This window comes from Bacillus sp. B15-48 (assembly GCF_016879755.1).
GTDB lineage: Bacteria > Bacillota > Bacilli > Bacillales > Cytobacillaceae > Mesobacillus_B.
Map to the genome: position 1 here is coordinate 51,782 of NZ_WOFU01000011.1, position 20,124 is coordinate 71,905.

Below are 20,124 nucleotides of genomic sequence, written 5' to 3' on the forward strand. Positions count from 1 at the left end.
ACAAAGTCTTTGTAGTCTAACACTACAAAAACAGGTTTTTTACATTAATATAGCTACAGCGGCGGCTTTGACATTAATTCCGCATGCATTGCCTAGTTTTTTCATTGAATCCACATAGGAAACTTTAACACCAGTTTTTAATGTCTGGTCGATAATCAGTTCCTTTAGATTCTGATCGGCATCTTCGGCAATAATGACTTCTAGTACACTGTTCGTACTAAGTGCCTTAACTGTCTGCTTTGTACCTATAGTAATCTTTTTCGCCTGTAATACTTTTTCATAAGACATTGCTATCCTCCAAAAGTTACAGGTTAATAGGAGCACCTTTGCAATATTATCATTTCGTAAAATGGATGTCAACACTCTTTTGGATTTTTCTCATTTAAATGCGGTACTCCAATGATTGGAAGTACCGCATTGTTTTTTACACTAAGCGAAGATTCGCCTATTACTCAACAGGTACTGCGTCATCTGTAACTTCCTCAACCAAAACTGGTTCTGCTCGGCGATAGCGTTGCATACCTGTTCCAACTGGAACTAGTTTACCAATGATGACATTTTCCTTTAGCCCTAGTAATTCATCACGTTTCCCTTTAATCGCGGCATCTGTAAGGACTCTTGTTGTCTCCTGGAAGGAAGCAGCAGATAAGAAGGAATCCGTTTCAAGTGATGCCTTTGTAATTCCAAGGAGAACTGGACGTCCAGTTGCTGGCATTCTACCGTCAAGAATAGCCTTACGGTTTGCATCAGTAAATTGATGAATTTCTAGCAATGTCCCTGGAAGAACATCTGTTTCTCCAGCGTCGATAACTCTAATTTTTCTCATCATCTGACGTACCATTACTTCAACGTGCTTGTCACCAATTTCTACCCCTTGCATACGGTAAACCTTTTGAACTTCACGCAACAAGTATTCTTGAACAGATTTTACGTCTTTGACTTTCAGAAGTTCTTTCGGGTCAATCGAACCTTCAGTAAGTTCTTCACCACGTTCTACTTGACTATTTATGGCTACTTTCAATCTCGCTGTATATGGAGCTGTGTACGTACGCGATTCCACGTCACCTTGGACGACAATTTCATGCTGACGGTCCCGGCCTTCGTTTATGCCTACTACAACACCGCTAATCTCTGTAATAACCGCTTGACCCTTAGGGTTACGCGCTTCAAATAATTCCTGAATACGCGGAAGACCTTGTGTGATATCGTCTCCTGCAACACCCCCGGTATGGAATGTACGCATCGTCAACTGTGTACCTGGTTCACCAATTGATTGAGCGGCGATGATACCGACTGCTTCCCCAACTTCAACTTCTTGACCAGTAGCCAAATTGCGTCCGTAACATTTCTTACACACACCATGGCGTGTATTACATGTAAAGGCAGAGCGAATCCACACTTCCTCAATCCCACTGTTAACAATCTCGAGAGCTAAATCTTCCGTAATCAAGTCATTTTCATTAACGATTACATCATTTGTTTCTGGGTGTTTAATTGTTTTTCTTGAATAGCGCCCAATTAAACGCTCTTCTAGTGATTCAATAATTTCCGTACCATCTCTTAATGGTCTCACATCTAACCCACGGTCCGTTCCACAGTCATCTTCGCGAACAATGACATCCTGAGCGACATCAACAAGGCGACGTGTTAAATAACCAGAGTCAGCTGTTTTAAGTGCTGTATCGGCTAGACCTTTACGCGCACCATGCGTAGAAATAAAGTACTCTAATACGGTTAACCCTTCACGGAAACTAGAGATAATCGGCAATTCAATAATTCGTCCAGCTGGGTTGGCCATCAAACCACGCATACCTGCAAGCTGCGTAAAGTTAGAAGCATTACCACGGGCACCGGAATCACTCATCATGAAGATTGGGTTTGTTTTACTCAAGGACTTCATCAGCTTAGTTTGAATCGTATCCTTAGCCGCACTCCAAATCGAGATTACACGGTCATACCGCTCATCTTCCGTAATTAATCCGCGTCTAAATTGTTTCAAAACATTATCTACCTTTGTTTGAGCCTCATTAATGATCCCCTCTTTTTCAGCAAGGACAACGATATCCGAGACACCAACAGTAATACCCGCTTTAGAGGAGTATTTAAAGCCAAGATCTTTCATGCGGTCAAGCATTTTAGATGTTTCGGTAATAGCAAACTTCTTGAAAACTTCGGCAATGATGTTCCCGAGAATTTTTTTCTTGAACGGGTCAACGAGCGGCATTTCCTTAACAACCGTCTTCACGTCAGCCCCTTTTTCAACAAAATACCTCTCAGGTGTTTTTTCCTCTAAGTTCGCTTTTGTAGGTTCATTAATGTAAGGGAATGAATCTGGTAAAATTTCATTGAAAATCAACTTACCAACAGTTGTTAACAACAATTGTTCGTTTTGCTCTTCAGTAAAGGTTTGGTTACCTAACGACCCCGCATACACAGCCACCCTTGTATGAAGATGGACATATCCGTTTTGATAGGCGATCAGAGCCTCATTAGCATCCTTAAATATCATCCCTTCGCCCACAGCGCCTTCTCTTTCAAGCGTTAAGTAATAGTTACCTAAAACCATATCCTGTGAAGGTGTAACAACAGGTTTTCCATCTTTCGGATTCAAAATATTTTGCGCTGCAAGCATGAGTAAACGTGCCTCTGCTTGGGCCTCTGCTGAAAGCGGTACGTGAACCGCCATTTGGTCACCATCAAAATCGGCGTTATATGCAGTACATACAAGTGGGTGAAGACGGATTGCACGCCCTTCAACAAGCGTCGGTTCAAATGCTTGAATTCCGAGTCTATGCAGAGTTGGTGCACGGTTAAGCAATACTGGATGTTCTTTAATGACATCTTCTAAAACATCCCAAACTTCCGGCTGAACTCTTTCAATTTTTCGTTTAGCAGACTTGATGTTGTGTGCAAGTCCTTTTTGAACGAGCTCCTTCATAACAAACGGCTTGAAAAGTTCAAGAGCCATTTCTTTTGGTAGTCCACATTGATACATTTTAAGATTCGGTCCGACTACGATAACAGAACGTCCAGAATAGTCAACGCGCTTCCCTAATAGGTTTTGACGGAAACGCCCTTGTTTCCCTTTAAGCATGTGGGATAGGGATTTTAACGGACGGTTACCTGGTCCAGTGACTGGGCGTCCACGACGGCCGTTATCAATAAGCGCATCAACAGCTTCTTGGAGCATACGCTTTTCATTTTGGACAATAATACTTGGAGCCCCGAGGTCAAGAAGACGCTTCAGACGATTATTCCGATTGATGACACGACGATACAAGTCATTCAAGTCAGAGGTAGCAAATCGTCCTCCATCAAGCTGGACCATCGGACGTAACTCAGGTGGAATGACTGGAAGCACATCAAGAATCATCCAAGAAGGTTCATTGCCAGAGTTACGGAAAGCTTCTAATACTTCAAGGCGTTTAATCGCTCGTGTACGACGTTGTCCTTGAGCCGTTTTTAACTCTTCTTTTAATCCATCAACATCTTTATCAAGATCAATACTTGAAAGGAGTTTTTTAATTGCTTCAGCACCCATTGAAGCTTGGAATTTACTTCCATATTTATCCCGATAGGCACGATACTCTTTTTCTGATAGTAATTGTTTCTTTTCTAGTGCTGTATCACCTGTATCTGTTACTACATATGATGCAAAGTAAATTACTTCTTCAAGCGCACGGGGTGACATATCAAGGACAAGACCCATTCTGCTTGGAATCCCTTTGAAATACCAAATATGGGAAACTGGAGCGGCTAATTCAATATGGCCCATCCGTTCACGGCGGACTTTAGCCCGAGTGACTTCAACGCCACAACGATCACAGACAACCCCTTTATAGCGAACTCGTTTGTATTTCCCACAATGACATTCCCAATCCTTTGTTGGACCAAATATCCGTTCGCAGAACAACCCGTCTTTTTCTGGCTTTAATGTACGGTAGTTAATTGTTTCTGGTTTTTTTACTTCACCAAATGACCAAGAACGGATTTTATCCGGTGATGCAAGACCAATCTTCATATATTCAAAATTATTGACATCCAACAAGGGGCCTACCTCCCTTTTAATCTAGGGTTAATCCCTTAAGGTGATGAACGCCTTAGTTTTTACTAACGATCGAGGCGTTCAGTCACCGATTATACAACTATTCTTTAGATCCTACTTTTTCCGGATCAATTTCCTCTGTTTCAGGAGCAATGGTTATTGGTTCATTATGATGCATTTCATCTTCATCATCGAAATCGCGCATTTCAATTTCTTTTTCATCACCTGAAAGAATCTTTACATCCATACCAAGACTTTGAAGTTCCTTCATCAACACCTTGAAGGACTCAGGTACGCCTGGTTCTGGGACGTTTTCTCCTTTTACAATCGCTTCATATGTCTTTACACGTCCAACAACATCATCTGATTTCACAGTTAAAATTTCTTGAAGTGTATAGGCAGCACCATAGGCTTCAAGCGCCCATACTTCCATCTCCCCGAAACGCTGACCACCAAATTGAGCTTTCCCACCAAGAGGCTGTTGCGTAACAAGTGAGTATGGACCAGTCGAACGAGCATGGAGTTTATCATCAACCATATGTGCTAGTTTAATCATATACATGACACCAACAGATACACGGTTATCAAATGGTTCACCGGTACGCCCATCGTAAAGAACTGTTTTCGCATCAGTGGCCATTCCAGCTTCTTCAATCGTTTCCCAAACATCCTCTTCGGTTGCACCATCAAATACTGGTGATGCTACATGAATGTTAAGATAACGTGCGGCCATTCCAAGATGCAATTCTAGCACCTGTCCGATATTCATCCTTGACGGAACTCCTAATGGGTTTAACATGACGTCAACTGGTGTACCATCTGGTAAATATGGCATATCTTCCTCTGGAAGGACACGCGAGATAACCCCTTTGTTTCCATGGCGTCCGGCCATTTTATCCCCTTCAGAAATCTTCCGTTTTTGAACAATGTATGCACGGACGAGCTGGTTCACACCAGGAGGCAATTCATCGCCATCTTCACGGTTAAAGACTTTCACATCAAGGACAATTCCACCGCCACCATGCGGAACACGCAACGATGTATCGCGTACTTCTCTAGCTTTCTCACCAAAGATTGCATGCAATAGACGTTCTTCTGCAGTCAGTTCGGTAACCCCTTTTGGTGTTACTTTTCCAACAAGCAAATCACCATCTTTTACTTCCGCACCTACTCTGATAATTCCGCGTTCATCGAGATTGCGCAATGCATCTTCTCCAACATTTGGAATATCACGGGTAATCTCTTCTGGACCAAGCTTTGTATCGCGAGACTCTGATTCATACTCTTCGATATGAATGGATGTGTATACATCATCTTTTACAAGTCGTTCGCTCATGATGATGGCATCCTCATAGTTATAACCATCCCAGTTAATAAAAGCAACCAGGACATTTCGACCAAGGGCTAACTCACCTTTTTCCATTGATGGACCATCAGCGAGAATTTCCCCTTTTGTAACCCGGTCACCAACGCTTACAATTGGTCGTTGATTATAGCATGTTCCTTGGTTTGAGCGTATGAATTTTAGCAATCGATATTTATCGAGGTCGCCTTTAAGCTCTTGGCCACCTACCTCAGTGATCCTACGCACCCAAACTTCGCGAGCCTCAACATGCTCAACAATTCCTTCATGCTTGCAAATAACCGCAGCACCTGAATCCTTTGCAGAGACATGTTCCATTCCTGTACCGACACGTGGTGATTCTGGTTGCAACAATGGAACAGCTTGTCGCTGCATGTTCGCTCCCATCAAGGCACGGTTCGAGTCATCGTTTTCTAGGAAAGGAATACACGCTGTCGCAGCCGAAACGACTTGTTTCGGTGATACATCCATATAGTCAACGCGTTCACGGCGGACAATCGTGTTTTCACCACGGAAACGGGCAACGACCATATCATCTATAAAATCTCCGTCTTCTGATAATCTAGCGTTTGCCTGTGCGACAACATAATTATCTTCCTCATCGGCTGTTAAATAATCGAAATGAGAAGTGACTTTTCCAGTTTCGGGATCAACGCGACGATAAGGTGTTTCAATAAAACCAAATTTATTTACTTTCGCAAATGATGAAAGCGAGTTAATTAATCCGATGTTTGGTCCCTCAGGCGTTTCAATCGGACACATACGACCATAGTGAGAATAGTGAACGTCACGTACTTCAAATCCTGCACGTTCACGAGTTAGTCCACCAGGTCCTAATGCAGATAGACGTCTTTTATGTGTCAATTCAGCCAATGGATTTGTTTGATCCATAAACTGAGAAAGCTGAGAACTTCCAAAGAACTCTTTAATTGACGCAATGACTGGTCGAATATTAATTAACTGCTGAGGTGTAATCGTGTTTGTGTCTTGAATGGACATCCTTTCACGAACAACACGCTCCATTCTTGAAAGTCCAATACGGAATTGATTTTGCAACAGCTCACCAACAGAACGAAGTCTTCTATTTCCTAAGTGATCGATGTCATCCGTATCACCTACACCATACAATAAGTTAAAGAAATAACTAATCGATGAAATGATATCGGCAGCTGTAATATTTTTAACTTGTTCTTCCACATTGGCATTGCCAATGATGTTAATCACTTTTTCATCTTCATCATTTGGTGCATAAATCTTAATCGATTGTAATGGAATGTCTTCTTCCACTACTCCCCCATATGGTTTATGTGTCTCATACCCTACATTCACCTGAAGATAAGGAAGAATTTTATCTAATGTTCGACGATCAAGAGTTACGCCCTTTTCAGCAATAATTTCTCCTGTGTCCGGGTCAACCAAAGTTTCCGCTAGTTTTTGGCCAAACAAGCGATTTTTTATGTGTAACTTTTTATTTAATTTATAGCGACCAACGCTCGCTAAATCATAGCGTTTAGGGTCGAAGAATCTAGATACTAACAGGCTTTTTGCATTTTCTACAGTCGGCGGTTCACCTGGACGAAGCCGTTCGTAGATTTCAATCAACGCCTTTTCAGTACCTTCTGTATTGTCTTTTTCAAGCGTATTTCGGATATACTCATTATCGCCGATCAAGTCGATGATTTCTTGATCGGATCCGAAGCCAAGTGCACGCAAAAGAACCGTAACAGGGAGCTTCCTCGTACGATCGATCCTAACATATACAACATCTTTCGCATCGGTTTCATACTCAAGCCAGGCGCCACGATTCGGAATAACGGTAGCGGAAAAGCCTTTCTTCCCGTTTTTATCCATCTTCGCACTGAAATAAACACTAGGAGAACGCACCAATTGAGATACGATAACCCTCTCGGCACCATTGATGACGAAAGTTCCTGTTTCAGTCATAAGCGGGAAGTCTCCCATGAAGACATCCTGATCTTTTACTTCACCAGTTTCTTTATTAACAAGACGTACTTTCACCCTTAATGGAGCGGAGTAAGTAACATCTCTCTCTTTAGATTCTTCTACTGGATATTTTGGTTCTGCAAGACTGTAATCAATAAAATCTAGCGATAAGTTCCCAGTAAAGTCCTCAATCGGGGAAATATCTTGGAACATTTCCCGTAGTCCCTCATCAAGGAACCATTGATAAGAAGCCGTTTGAATTTCAATTAAATTCGGCAATTCTAATACTTCACTGATTCTTGCATAACTTCTTCGCTGGCGGTGTCGTCCATACTGAACTAGTTGACCTGTCAACTGATTCACCCCTCAAATCAAGCGTAATTATTCCACTATTTGTGTTCTTTCATGCAACCCATTTCATAAGACAAAAAGAAAAAGGGTTTTACGTTAAAACCACATTTTCTTTGACGAACAATTATTTTGTTAGTTTTCCCCATATGACCCAAAATATACGTATAAAGTATATTTTTAGCATATATTAGAAAACTAATCTATTGGCATTTTATAATGCTATCATAGCCGGTGTTCATCGTCAACTTTTTTGGCTCTGATTATAAAATAACCTTTCTTTTTTTCAATGACATCAACCTGAGCAAACAAGTCCTCTAACTTTTTAATCGCCGAAGATGCACCTTGCTTCTTCTGAATAACGATCCATAATTCACCTGTATCGGTAAGATGAAGAACGCTTTGTTCAAAGATGTTATGGACAACTTTTTTCCCCGCTCGAATTGGAGGGTTTGTCAAAATCGCTTGAAATTGGGTCTCTTCAACCGCTAATAAGCAATCACTCTCATAAATTCGAACATTGTTTATTTGATTTAACTTTGCATTTTCTCTAGCCAAAGTTAATGCCCTTTCATTCACATCAACCATATGTACGATTGCGTCCGGAAAGGATTTTGCGATTGATAAACCAATTGGCCCATAACCGCATCCAACATCAAGAATGGGTCCTTTATCATTTTCTAACTGAAAAGTTTCAATTAATAAACGTGAACCAAAATCTACTTCTTTTTTTGAAAAAACACCACTGTCCGTTTTAAACTTAAACGAATTCCCCTTTAGTTCGAAATGCCAAAACACCGGAGAACTTGCTGACTCTGGATTTTTCGAGAAGTAATGATTTGTCAAAACTGACCACCATCCTTATGCGATCCTAATTATCGAAAAAAAGCCCGCTTGACAGCGAGCTTTTCTAAAATTTTATTACTTAACCTCTACGCCAGCTCCAACTTCTTCAAGCTTAGCTTTAAGTTCTTCAGCCTCTTCTTTAGCAATGCCTTCTTTAAGTGGCTTCGGAGCGTTATCAACAACTTCTTTCGCTTCTTTAAGTCCAAGACCTGTAATTTCACGAACAACCTTGATAACTTTGATTTTTTGGTCGCCTGCAGAAGTAAGAATTAGATCAAACTCAGTTTGTTCTGCAACAGCGTCGCCACCAGCAGCGCCACCCATAACAGCTACTGGAGCTGCAGCAGTTACGCCGAATTCTTCTTCAATTGCTTTTACTAGGTCGTTTAGTTCTAAAACAGTCATATTTTTAACTGCTTCAATGATTTGTTCTTTCGTCATTGTTCATTTCCTCCTTAAAGTTGGTTAATGTTTTTTTAAATTATCGAACGTAGATTAACTTACGCGCCTTGTTCTTCTTTTTGTTCTGCAACTGCTTTTGTAGCAAGAGCAAGATTGCGGATAGGTGCTTGGAGTACGCTGAGTAGCATAGAAAGCAAGCCTTCGCGAGATGGTAGATCTGCAAGAGCTTTTACTTCTTCAACTGTAGCGACGTTTCCTTCAATTACACCTGCTTTAATTTCAAGTGCTTCGTTCTTTTTTGCGAATTCATTAATAATTTTTGCCGGTGCGACAACATCTTCAGTACTGAATGCAACTGCGTTTGGTCCTGTAAGTACTTCGTTTAGCCCTTCAATTCCTGCTGCTTCAGCTGCACGGCGAGTCATTGTGTTTTTGTACACTTTGAACTCAACACCCGCATCACGAAGTTGCTTGCGAAGTTCAGTAACTTCAGCCACTGTTAAACCGCGGTAATCAACGACAATCGTCGATTGACTCGCTTTGAATTTATCAGCGATTTCCTCAACTAGTTGTTTCTTTGTTTCAATCACGCTGCTCATATTTACACCTCCTGTAGAATTATCTACACTTATACCGAGCTAATCAAAAAACCTCCATGTCGTACAGACATGGAGGTAGTATACAATAGGAACTTCGAGAATCTATCGTATGACCTCGGCAGGGTATTAAGCCATTACGGCACCTGCTGTCTGCGGTACAAATGTTATTTATTTTTAACAACAAAATACATTTTATCTAAATGTATCGAAATTGTCAATTGGTATTATTTTGCTGAAACAGTTGCAGGGTCAACTTTTACCCCTGGTCCCATTGTTGAGGATACCACTACATTTTTCATGTAAGTTCCTTTTGCAGCAGAAGGCTTAACTTTCATCATTGTTTCAAAGATTGTGTTGAAGTTTTCAACAAGCTTTCCATCTTCGAAAGAAACCTTCCCAATCGGAACATGAATGTTTCCAGCTTTATCAACGCGGTATTCAACTTTACCAGCTTTTATTTCGTTAACTGCTTTTGCTACATCAAATGTAACTGTACCAGTCTTAGGGTTAGGCATTAAACCTTTTGGTCCTAATACACGACCAAGTTTTCCGACTTCACCCATCATGTCAGGAGTTGCTACAATGACATCAAATTCGAACCAACCTTGTTGAATTTTATTGATGTATTCTGCATCACCAACATAGTCTGCACCAGCAGCTTCAGCTTCTTTTAATTTTTCACCTTTAGCGAAAACTAGCACACGTTGTGTTTTACCAGTTCCGTTCGGAAGAACAACTGCACCACGGATTTGTTGGTCCGCTTTCTTAGGGTCAACCCCTAAACGAAATGCAGCTTCAACTGTTGCGTCAAACTTAACTGTGCTTGTCTTTTTCGCAAGCTCAATTGCTTCTTCAATTGAATAAGCTTTCAAACGATCTACTAACTTAGCGGCTTCTTGATACTTTTTGCCTTTTTTAGCCATTTTTTATTTCCTCCTAGAATTGTGGTTTTAGCGGAATAACCTCCCACTTAGAAAGGCGTAAGTGCCTCGTTCAGCCCCGACAAGCGCTGGAGGACCAGCCAGTAAAGTCGTTCTTTGACTTTATTGGCTGGGCCGAAGTGTCTCGAGGGGCTAGGCACTGGAGCCAGACAATCAGAACAGGCGGATGCGCCTTATTCTGCGCCGCAGCCATGTAAGCTGAATCCCTCAGCTTCGCCAGACAGATAAAAGGTTGCGAGAGAAACAGTTCATCATCGCAACCTTATCATCCCTAACATCAACAATTAGTCCTCAATCGTGATACCCATACTGCGGGCAGTACCTTCAACCATACGCATAGCTGATTCTACATCTGCTGCGTTTAGGTCAGGCATTTTTTGCTCCGCAATCTCGCGTACTTTATCACGCTTGACTGTTGCTACTTTATTACGGTTTGGTTCACCAGAACCAGACTGAATTCCAGCTGCTACTTTTAATAGAACAGCAGCAGGAGGAGTTTTCGTAATAAATGTAAATGAACGGTCTTCAAACACCGTGATTTCAACAGGAATGATCAAACCAGCTTGATCAGCTGTACGTGCGTTAAACTCTTTACAGAATCCCATGATATTCACACCTGCTTGACCTAGTGCAGGACCAACCGGCGGAGCTGGATTTGCTTTCCCAGCTGGGATTTGTAATTTAACAATCTTAATTACTTTTTTAGCCACGAGACACACCTCCTTAAAGTCCGTGATGTGGTAATAGGGATTTCCCCTCCCACTCAGCGCAGTCTTTATTTAAATAAAGAACATATTTTATATGTTTGCCTCTCATGAGACATACTGACCTTAGAAATACTACCACTTTTTAATTTGATTTTCAAGTTATAATTTTTTAATTTGCGAAAATTCCAGTTCAACTGGGGTATCTCTTCCGAACATATTAACAAGTACTTTTAGCTTTCCTTTATCTTTGTCGATTTCTTCAATAATTCCGGTGAAATTCGCAAAAGGCCCTTCATTTACTTGGACTGTTTCATTTAGTTCAAAATCAACATCAACCCTTACTTCATCTACACCCATGCGTTTTAGAATCATCGCTACTTCTTCAGGAAGTAACGGGGTTGGCTTCGAACCATGGCCAGAAGAGCCTACAAAACCAGTCACTCCAGGAGTGTTTCTTACAACATACCATGAATCATCGGTCATGATTAATTCCACAAGTACATAACCAGGGAATGTTTTCCTTTTCACAACTTTCTTTTTTCCATTTTTAAAATCAGTTTCTTCGTCTTCAGGTACAATGACTCGAAAAATTTTGTCCTGCATACCCATTGATTCTACTCGTTTTTCTAAATTCGTCTTCACCTTATTCTCATACCCAGAATATGTATGAACAACATACCAGTTCTTTTCCATTACAGAGGACTGTACGTCCGTCCCTCCCTTTTTTGCTAATAGAAAAGTAGAACTTCCTGAAAACCCTACAATCCTAACGCATTACAAATAGATTCCTGTCTTTATTAGCAAACAAAAAACCCGATAATCGGGCTTTTGTAAAAACTTCCTGCGTTTATTTTCCATTATACCATGAGAACTCTGTTGTTATTCAAGAATTAAACGAATCAATTCAGAAATTCCTAAATCTACAACTGAAAAAAATAAAGCCATAAACAGGACGGTCGCTAACACGACTATTGTATATCGACCGAGCTCTTTCCGTTTTGGCCAGCTGACTTTTTTCATTTCACGGGCTACTTCAGGAAAAAAATTAAGGATGCGCATTTCGTAACCTCCATGTTTGGAATGGCAAAATCTCTGTTTTACCGTTATTTTGTTTCCCGATGAACTGTATGTTCATTGCAGTTTTTGCAATACTTTTTTACTTCAAGGCGTTCCTGTTGGTGATCGCTGTTTTTCATTGTTGAGTAGTTTCGTGAACTACACACCGAACAGCTAAGCGTAATCTTTTTCCTCATCATGCACCTACAAATCTATGACCATAAAACTTTATCATGGTCAACTCGTTTAGTCAATCTATCCTAATTATCATAGGGATGATACTAATGGGTAAATTGCTGGATATCAAGGGACTTTTCGAGCTTTCGCTTCACTCTTTGGAGAGCGTTATCAATTGATTTCACATGGCGATCCAATTCTTCAGATATCTCCTGATAGGACTGTCCTTCTAAATACAAAGCCAGTACCTTTCGTTCAAGATCACTAAGAAGTTGTTCCATCCTTAATGCCATTTTTTCAATATCCTCTTGATTAATAATCAGTTCTTCTGGATCTAATACTTTCCCACCAGCGAGAACATCCATAAGTGTCCGATCAGATTCGTCATCATAGATTGGCTTATCGAGGGAAACATAGGAATTCAGTGGCATATGTTTCAGCCTTGTCGCCGATTTTATCGCTGTAATAATTTGTCTCGTAATACAAAGTTCAGCAAATGCCTTAAAGGATGTCAGCTTGTCCTCTTTGTAGTCACGGATTGCTTTATACAATCCAATCATTCCCTCTTGAACAATATCTTCCTTATCGCCACCAATTAAAAAGTACGATTTCGCCTTAGCTCTGACAAAGTTTTGATACTTTTTTATTAAAAAATCAAGAGCTTCACTTTCCCCACGATGAACAGCCTCAATAATCTTATCATCGTTAAGTCCAATATATTTGACAACTGGGTTCCCTCTAAAATCATTGTTCACCTATGACCGCCTCCACCTGGACTTTCCCATAGATAGAAATATTATACAGTAACCATTTTTTTTACGTCAAGTTGATCAATCGCTTCCCCGACGCCACTTCTCAAAGATTTTGGCTACCTCTTCACTTAATTGAATTTTGCTCACTGGTTTTTTATGTTGGATGTTCTGAACCTTCTTTCCGATTTTTTGTTCAATGACATTGATCTCGGTTAAAAGTTCACGCGCCGATTTTCTTAGGGCACCTTGTCCAAAAATCTGCCACTGTTCAGTATAATCAGAGGTAGCAACATGGATTTGTGTCATTCGATTGCTTAATTCAATCGCCAATTTCTCAATTCTTTCATCCGCCGTTTCATTTTTCCTAGTAAAGACAACTTCGACCTTGTGATTTTCATATTTTTTTTCAATTCCCTCTACATAGTAGGCATCGAAAACTATGATGACGCGAAATCCAGTATAAGCTTGATATTCAGCCATTTTTTCAATTAATATGTCTCGTGCCGCCGAAAGATCTTTATTTTTCAATTCCACTAAGTCTGGCCAGGCACCAATAATGTTATATCCGTCAACTAACAAGATGTCCATTTTACTGCCCTAACGGATGGCGGTTACGATAAACCTCGTACATTAACAGAGCAGCCGCAACAGATGCATTCAATGAGGTAACCTTTCCGGCCATTGGCAAACGCAACAGAAAATCACACTTGTCACGGATGAGCCTTCCCATCCCTTTTCCTTCACTGCCAATCACAAGCCCTAATGGAATCGTGCCATCAAAATTACGATAGTCTTCTTTGCCTGCCGCGTCCGTCCCAGCGATCCACATTCCACGATCCTTCAGTTCGTCAATTACTCTTGCCATATTCGTCACACGGACAACTGGGATATGTTCAATCGCACCAGTTGATGCTTTTGCGACTGTCGCTGTCAGTCCAACAGCTCTTCTTTTTGGAATAATGATACCATGGGCTCCAGCAGCATCCGCTGTTCTCATAATCGAACCGAGATTATGGGGATCTTCAATTTCATCAAGCAAAAGGAAAAAAGGCGCTTCATTTCGTTTTTCTGCCACTGCAAATAGGTCATCTAATTCAGCATATTCATAGGCAGCTACTTGAGCAATGACACCTTGATGATTTCCTTCATACATTTGATCCAACTTCTTCTTTGGCACGAATTGAACAATGACATTTGCCTCTTTTGCTAACTTTGTGACTTGCTGCATTTGCCCCCGCTGGGAACCTTCGGCAATCATGATTTTATTAATATCCCTGTGTGACTTTAAGGCTTCAAGTATAGGATTTTTCCCTGCAATATATCCTTCACTCACGATGAACATCCTCCCTCTTCGATAATTGCAAACGCCTCGTTAATTAATTCTTCTAACCGCTCCTCTTCCTCAGCCAAAAACAGATAGCCTATGAGAGCCTCAAATGCCGTGCTATATCGATATGTTTGGACATCGGTATTTTTCGGGACTGTTCCGGATTTTGCATTTCTCCCACGCTTGAGCACAGCAACTTCCTCTTCTGACAGTACGCCTTTTTCAATAAAAACATGGGCAATTTTCGCCTGTGCCTTAGCTGACACATATTTTGTTGCTTCTCTATGCAGCTTATTTGGTTTTACTTTCCCACTCTGGAGCAGGTGAAACCGTACATGTTTTTCAAATACGGCATCGCCCATATAAGCAAGAGCGAGACTATTTAATTGCTTTTCGTCTACATTTTGATTATTTGCCAGCATTTCCTATCCTCTTTTCCATCTCGTCCCCTGTGCAGTATCCTCTAGGATGATATTCATCCCTTTCAACTGATCACGAATCTCATCGGATAGTTTAAAGTTACGGTCTTTTCTAGCTTGGTTTCGTTTTTCAATTAAAGCTTCAATTTCTTCATCAAGAAGTTCCTCGCTGCCTAAACTTAAGCCTAAAATGTTAAAATAGAGGTCAAACTCCTTTAAAAATGCTTCGATTACTTCTTCAGCTGTATTCTTCTCTAATAAATAAAGATTTGCAAGTTTTGATAACTCAAATAGAACGGAGATTCCGTTTGCCGTATTAAAATCATCATCCAATTCTTTGACAAATTGCTGATGAAGCTTAGCAATCTGATCAAGCCACTCTTGATTATTCGTTGTTAAGTTTGTACTTGCGCCTGCACGATGTTTTAAGTTTTGATAAGAAGTCTTAATACGATCAAACGCGGCACGTGTATTTTCTAGCAATTCCTCACTATAATTAATCGGGTTCCGGTAATGAACAGATAGCATAAAGAAGCGCAATACTTGTGGATCATGCTTCTTAATAATGTCATGGACGAGCACAAAGTTCCCTAGTGACTTTGACATTTTTTCATTGTTAATATTAATATACCCATTATGCATCCAATATCTTGCAAATGATTTCCCTGTCAATGCTTCTGTCTGGGCAATCTCATTCTCATGATGTGGAAATGCTAAATCCTGGCCACCTGCGTGAATATCAATTGTATCACCTAGATATTGTTTGGCCATAGCTGAACATTCGATATGCCAACCAGGTCTTCCTCTTCCCCACGGACTTTCCCAGGATATTTCCCCATCCTTTGCTTTTTTCCAAAGAGCAAAGTCAAGGGCATCTTGTTTCTTCTCGCCTACTTGAATACGCGCGCCAATCTTTAGTTCGTCAATTGATTGATGAGAAAGTTTCCCATATCCTTTAAATTCCCTTGTTCGAAAATAAACGTCCCCGTTCGATTCATACGCATAACCCTTTTCAATTAGAGCTTCAATAAACTCGATGATTAAATCCATCGTTTCGGTTACACGTGGATGGACATCTGCGCGTTTGCAGCCAAGAGCAGTAATATCTTCAAAATACGCTTCAATAAAGCGATTCGCGATTGTTGGGACATCTTCCCCCAATTCGTTCGCAGCCCGGATTAATTTGTCATCAACATCTGTAAAATTCGATACATAGTTAACATCATACCCTCTGAATTCTAAGTACCTGCGAACCGTATCAAAGACGATTGCTGGACGCGCATTACCGATATGAATATAGTTATAAACGGTGGGACCGCAAACATACATCTTTACTTTCCCCTCTTCAAGCGGGGTAAACACTTCTTTTTGACGTGTTAACGTATTATAAATTTGAATTGACATTCATCTTTCTCCTTTCTTCCTTCAATCCTTCGAGCTCTTCTTGCATCTTGGAAAGTTCTCCCTCCAACGCTTTAAATCGATCTATAATAGGATCCGGAAGATCTGAATGATTTAAATCTTTTCTTATTTTAACTCCATCTCGGATAACGACACGACCGGGAACGCCAACAACGGTTGAGTTTGGTGGAACATCTTTTAACACAACCGAACCGCCACCGATTTTGGAATTCTCCCCTATCGTAATCGAGCCGAGAACCTTTGCACCAGTGGCAATCAAGACGTTATCATTCACAGTCGGGTGCCGCTTTCCTTTCTCTTTCCCTGTACCCCCTAAAGTAACACCTTGGTATATCGTGACATTATCTCCAATTTCACACGTTTCCCCGATCACCACACCCATACCATGGTCAATAAATAATCGGTTGCCAATCTTTGCCCCAGGATGAATTTCAATCCCGGTAAAAAATCGGCTTACTTGCGAAATCACTCTAGCAAGAAAGAAGAAACGTCTTTTAAACAAAGCATGAGCAAGTCTGTGGGACCAAATGGCATGGAGGCCCGCATAAGTTAAAATGACTTCCAAGCGACTTCTTGCTGCAGGATCTTGATCAAATACAACATCAATATCTTCTCTAATTGTTTTAAACATGATTACCATCCCCCAGTATTTCCAAAAAAATAAAAAACGTCTCTGTCAAATGACAGAGACGCTTACCTGCGCGGTTCCACTCTGTTTAGGTTTGCTGATACCAAACCTCAACTTGACCTGTTAACGGGAGGGCCCGCCCTAAACTACTAGGAATTCATCCGTTCATTTAGAGGCTCAGAGGTGCATTTCAAAAAATGAGAGGCTTAAACCACTTTCAGCCGGTGATGGTTCTCTCTATAAAGCATCATTTTTTTACTTCTCCTCATCAACACTTTCATGCTCTTTAATTTACTTTTACTATATTATATTTTCAACGTAATGTTAACTACCTATTTCAAAATATTTCTAGACGAGCAGATTTTTGACACGATTTTTTACCTTTTCGATTCCGAGTAGTTCCATCGCCAACATTAAATCAGGACCATGCGTTTGGCCAGTCACTGCTGCGCGGATCGGCATAAATAACTTTTGTCCTTTATGACCTGTTCCTTTTTGAACTGCTTTTACAGCCTTTTTAATTTCAGCCGCTGTGAATTCTGGGAGAGCCTCAATTTCTTGAAGGAAAGCTTGCATTACTTCTGGTACTTGTTCTCCTGCCAAAACTTCCTTCGCCTCTGCTTCAAAACTTAATTCCTCTTGGAAAAAGATTTCTGACATTTCAACGATTTCAGCCCCATAACTCATTTTCTCCTGATAAAGTGAGATGAGACTCCTTACCCATCGTTCTTCTTCTTCAGATCTAGTCGCCTTCACCTTCCCTGCTTTTATTAAATGGGGCAAGGACAATTCAATTACTTTTTCAACATCTGCTTTTTTCATATACTGATTGTTCATCCAAGTAAGCTTTTGACGATCAAATAATGCAGGCGATTTAGATAGACGTGCTGGATCAAATTGTTCGACGAACTCTTCTTGCGAGAATATTTCTTCTTCCCCTGATGGTGACCAACCTAGCAAGGCAATAAAATTAAATAACGCTTCTGGTAAATACCCTAATTCCTTATATTGCTCAATAAATTGAATAATCGACTCGTCACGTTTGCTTAATTTTTTTCTGCTTTCATTCACGATTAATGTCATATGACCAAAGATTGGTGGCTGCCAACCAAAAGCATCATAAATCAATAATTGTTTCGGTGTATTGGAAATATGGTCATCTCCGCGAAGAACATGAGATATTTTCATTAAGTGATCATCAATAACGACCGCATAATTATAAGTTGGAATTCCATCTTTTTTCACAATGACAAAGTCCCCAAAACCATCCGATTCAAAGGCCACGTCTTCTTTGACGATATCATTAAACTTAAGAATTCTACCTGCAGGTACTTTAAAACGAATGCTCGGCTTACGTCCTTCCGCCTCAAACTGCTTTCTCTCTTGTTCTGATAAATGACGACACCTGCCTGAATATTTAGGGGTTTCATTCTTTTCCATTTGTGCAGCACGTTCTGCTTCTACCTCTTCCTCGGTACAATAACATTTGTAAGCAAGGTCCTTTTCAAATAGCTGCGCTGTGTGTTGGTCATAAATAGCAATCCGCTCCGATTGACGATAAGGGCCGTACTCGCCAGCCACATCAATACTTTCGTCCCAATCGATTCCTAACCACTTTAAATAATGCAGTTGACTTTGTTCTCCGCCCTCAATATTTCGCTTTAGATCGGTATCTTCAATGCGAATAATGAATTTTCCACCTTGGTTGCGGGCAAATAAATAATTAAAAAGGGCTGTACGAGCGTTTCCTATATGTAAATGACCCGTCGGACTTGGGGCATAACGAACACGTATATTTGACATAAACATCCTCCTCAACTCAGCAAATCTATATTCATTCGTCTTTCTATCTTTCTTAAAGCTTTTGTAGCAAAATAACCGCTTGGGCCGCAATCCCTTCCTCTCGCCCAACGAACCCAATCTTCTCAGTCGTGGTCGCTTTTACATTTACTTGCTCAAGTTCACCTTCAAGCAACTCAGCAATTTTTCCCTTAATCGTATCGATATGCGGAGCCATTTTTGGCTTCTGGGCAATAATTGTACAATCAATATTAACGAGCTGATATCCATCCTTTTTTACAAGCTCAAACACATTCTTTAGTAACTTACTCGAGTCTACGTCTTTGAATTTTGGATCTGTATCTGGAAAGTGTTTCCCAATATCTCCTGCCCCAATCGCTCCTAAACAGGCATCTGTAATCGCATGCAACAAAACATCCGCATCCGAGTGTCCAAGCAATCCCTTTTCATGAGGGATGGAAATGCCGCCAATAATCAATGGTCGACCTTCAACCAACTGATGTACATCAAAACCTTGTCCAATTCGAAACATCAACATTTACTCCTTTGCAAAAATTCAATCAGTCACCTAAATGATGCTGTTTTTTTAAGCTTATTTTTTCTAACGAATAAGTCCAATCCAATAGAAAAAGCAATCGGCCTACATCTAAGGGTTTGCCAATCGGCGATTTTTCTTTAAAATTGCCTCAGCAAAATAAATATCTTCAGGTGTTGTCAGTTTAATATTATCATAATCGCCTTCAATAATAACGACTTTCTGATGAAGCCTTTCAACAAGACTTGCATCATCGGTTCCAATAAATTGATCCGTTTCTGCCTGTTCATGGGCTTGCAAGACAAGAGAAACGCGAAAAGCTTGTGGGGTTTGGACAGCCCACAAGCTGGAACGCTCAATTGTTTCTGTTACTTGGAGATTTTCTGCTCTTTTAACCGTATCTTTTACTGGAACAGCAACGATTGCCGCACCATCCTCCTCAGCAGCTTGCACAAGCTTATGAATGGTTGATTTTTTAATAAAAGGCCTTGCCGCATCATGGACAAGAACAATTCCGTCGGAATGAATGGTCTTTATACCATTAAAGACACTATTCTGACGTTCCTTTCCTCCATACACTAGTTCTGTGACCTTTTTAATTTGATACGTTTTTAACAGATCCTTAAAGCCTTCCTCATCATCTCGATGAATCGCTAGGATCACTCCATCACATTGTTCATCTTCATCAAAAATGCGTAATGTATGAATCAACACAGGAATGCCTTCAAGTGTAATATAAAGCTTATTTTTCCCTGCACCCATTCTTTTCCCCTGACCAGCAGCCGGAATCACGACTTGGTAAGCCATAATGAA

The 20,124-nt window shown here is 40.6% G+C and carries 20 protein-coding genes and 2 other annotated features; all 20 genes read right to left on the reverse strand.

Annotated elements, in window-relative coordinates; genetic code table 11:
• Positions 1-39: 39 nt before the first annotated feature.
• On the reverse strand, positions 40-288 hold the full coding sequence (locus tag GNT69_RS22225) for a 50S ribosomal protein L7ae-like protein (protein WP_203557183.1): 249 nt from the start codon (positions 286-288) through the stop codon (positions 40-42).
• 160 nt (positions 289-448) lie between these two features.
• Positions 449-4,048, reverse strand: a complete 3,600-nt coding sequence (gene rpoC, locus GNT69_RS22230; RefSeq protein ID WP_203557184.1) for a DNA-directed RNA polymerase subunit beta' — start codon at positions 4,046-4,048, stop codon at positions 449-451.
• Between the two features lie 97 nt (positions 4,049-4,145).
• A complete protein-coding gene (gene rpoB, locus GNT69_RS22235) occupies positions 4,146-7,706 on the reverse strand; it encodes a DNA-directed RNA polymerase subunit beta (RefSeq protein WP_203557185.1) in 3,561 nt (1,186 codons plus the stop codon).
• A gap of 219 nt (positions 7,707-7,925) precedes the next feature.
• A complete protein-coding gene (locus tag GNT69_RS22240; RefSeq protein ID WP_203557186.1) occupies positions 7,926-8,546 on the reverse strand; it encodes a class I SAM-dependent methyltransferase in 621 nt (206 codons plus the stop codon).
• 75 nt (positions 8,547-8,621) lie between these two features.
• Positions 8,622-8,987, reverse strand: coding sequence for a 50S ribosomal protein L7/L12 (gene rplL, locus GNT69_RS22245; RefSeq protein ID WP_203557187.1), 366 nt, complete (start codon positions 8,985-8,987; stop codon positions 8,622-8,624).
• A 59-nt stretch (positions 8,988-9,046) separates the two neighbouring features.
• On the reverse strand, positions 9,047-9,547 hold the full coding sequence (gene rplJ, locus GNT69_RS22250) for a 50S ribosomal protein L10 (protein WP_203557188.1): 501 nt from the start codon (positions 9,545-9,547) through the stop codon (positions 9,047-9,049).
• Between the two features lie 36 nt (positions 9,548-9,583).
• Positions 9,584-9,721, reverse strand: a sequence feature (ribosomal protein L10 leader region).
• 50 nt (positions 9,722-9,771) lie between these two features.
• Complete coding sequence (gene rplA, locus GNT69_RS22255) at positions 9,772-10,470, reverse strand: 50S ribosomal protein L1 (RefSeq protein WP_203557189.1); 699 nt, start codon at positions 10,468-10,470, stop codon at positions 9,772-9,774.
• Positions 10,471-10,772: 302 nt separating this feature from the next.
• Positions 10,773-11,198 carry a 50S ribosomal protein L11 gene (gene rplK, locus GNT69_RS22260; protein WP_203557190.1) on the reverse strand — a complete coding sequence of 142 codons (426 nt, stop codon included), beginning with the start codon at positions 11,196-11,198 and terminating at the stop codon, positions 10,773-10,775.
• A gap of 156 nt (positions 11,199-11,354) precedes the next feature.
• Positions 11,355-11,888, reverse strand: a complete 534-nt coding sequence (gene nusG, locus GNT69_RS22265) for a transcription termination/antitermination protein NusG (RefSeq protein WP_203557191.1) — start codon at positions 11,886-11,888, stop codon at positions 11,355-11,357.
• A gap of 186 nt (positions 11,889-12,074) precedes the next feature.
• Positions 12,075-12,254, reverse strand: coding sequence for a preprotein translocase subunit SecE (secE, locus tag GNT69_RS22270; RefSeq protein ID WP_203557192.1), 180 nt, complete (start codon positions 12,252-12,254; stop codon positions 12,075-12,077).
• Positions 12,255-12,298: 44 nt separating this feature from the next.
• On the reverse strand, positions 12,299-12,448 hold the full coding sequence (gene rpmG / locus GNT69_RS22275; protein ID WP_203557193.1) for a 50S ribosomal protein L33: 150 nt from the start codon (positions 12,446-12,448) through the stop codon (positions 12,299-12,301).
• A gap of 84 nt (positions 12,449-12,532) precedes the next feature.
• Positions 12,533-13,183, reverse strand: coding sequence for an RNA polymerase sporulation sigma factor SigH (gene sigH / locus GNT69_RS22280; RefSeq protein ID WP_203557194.1), 651 nt, complete (start codon positions 13,181-13,183; stop codon positions 12,533-12,535).
• Positions 13,184-13,258: 75 nt separating this feature from the next.
• Positions 13,259-13,768 carry an NYN domain-containing protein gene (locus GNT69_RS22285; RefSeq protein ID WP_203557195.1) on the reverse strand — a complete coding sequence of 170 codons (510 nt, stop codon included), beginning with the start codon at positions 13,766-13,768 and terminating at the stop codon, positions 13,259-13,261.
• Between the two features lies 1 nt (position 13,769).
• Entirely contained in the window at positions 13,770-14,513 is a 744-nt protein-coding gene (rlmB, locus tag GNT69_RS22290; protein WP_203557196.1) for a 23S rRNA (guanosine(2251)-2'-O)-methyltransferase RlmB, read from the reverse strand.
• Entirely contained in the window at positions 14,510-14,929 is a 420-nt protein-coding gene (locus tag GNT69_RS22295; RefSeq protein ID WP_203557197.1) for a Mini-ribonuclease 3, read from the reverse strand. The genes rlmB and GNT69_RS22295 overlap by 4 nt, the downstream gene beginning before the upstream one ends.
• Before the next feature lie 3 nt (positions 14,930-14,932).
• The gene (gene cysS, locus GNT69_RS22300) at positions 14,933-16,330 is read right to left on the reverse strand and encodes a cysteine--tRNA ligase (protein ID WP_203557198.1); all 1,398 of its coding nucleotides are present in this window, start codon (positions 16,328-16,330) and stop codon (positions 14,933-14,935) included.
• On the reverse strand, positions 16,311-16,979 hold the full coding sequence (gene cysE, locus GNT69_RS22305) for a serine O-acetyltransferase (RefSeq protein ID WP_481747698.1): 669 nt from the start codon (positions 16,977-16,979) through the stop codon (positions 16,311-16,313). Before cysE ends, cysS begins: the two co-directional genes overlap by 20 nt.
• A 51-nt stretch (positions 16,980-17,030) precedes the next feature.
• Positions 17,031-17,257: a binding site (T-box leader), on the reverse strand.
• Between the two features lie 67 nt (positions 17,258-17,324).
• Positions 17,325-18,779 (reverse strand): glutamate--tRNA ligase, encoded by a 1,455-nt coding sequence (gltX, locus tag GNT69_RS22310; RefSeq protein WP_239094409.1) that lies wholly within the window; start codon positions 18,777-18,779, stop codon positions 17,325-17,327.
• A gap of 52 nt (positions 18,780-18,831) precedes the next feature.
• Entirely contained in the window at positions 18,832-19,308 is a 477-nt protein-coding gene (gene ispF, locus GNT69_RS22315) for a 2-C-methyl-D-erythritol 2,4-cyclodiphosphate synthase (RefSeq protein ID WP_203557200.1), read from the reverse strand.
• A 114-nt stretch (positions 19,309-19,422) separates the two neighbouring features.
• Complete coding sequence (ispD, locus tag GNT69_RS22320; protein WP_203557201.1) at positions 19,423-20,118, reverse strand: 2-C-methyl-D-erythritol 4-phosphate cytidylyltransferase; 696 nt, start codon at positions 20,116-20,118, stop codon at positions 19,423-19,425.
• Between the last annotated feature and the right edge of the window lie 6 nt (positions 20,119-20,124).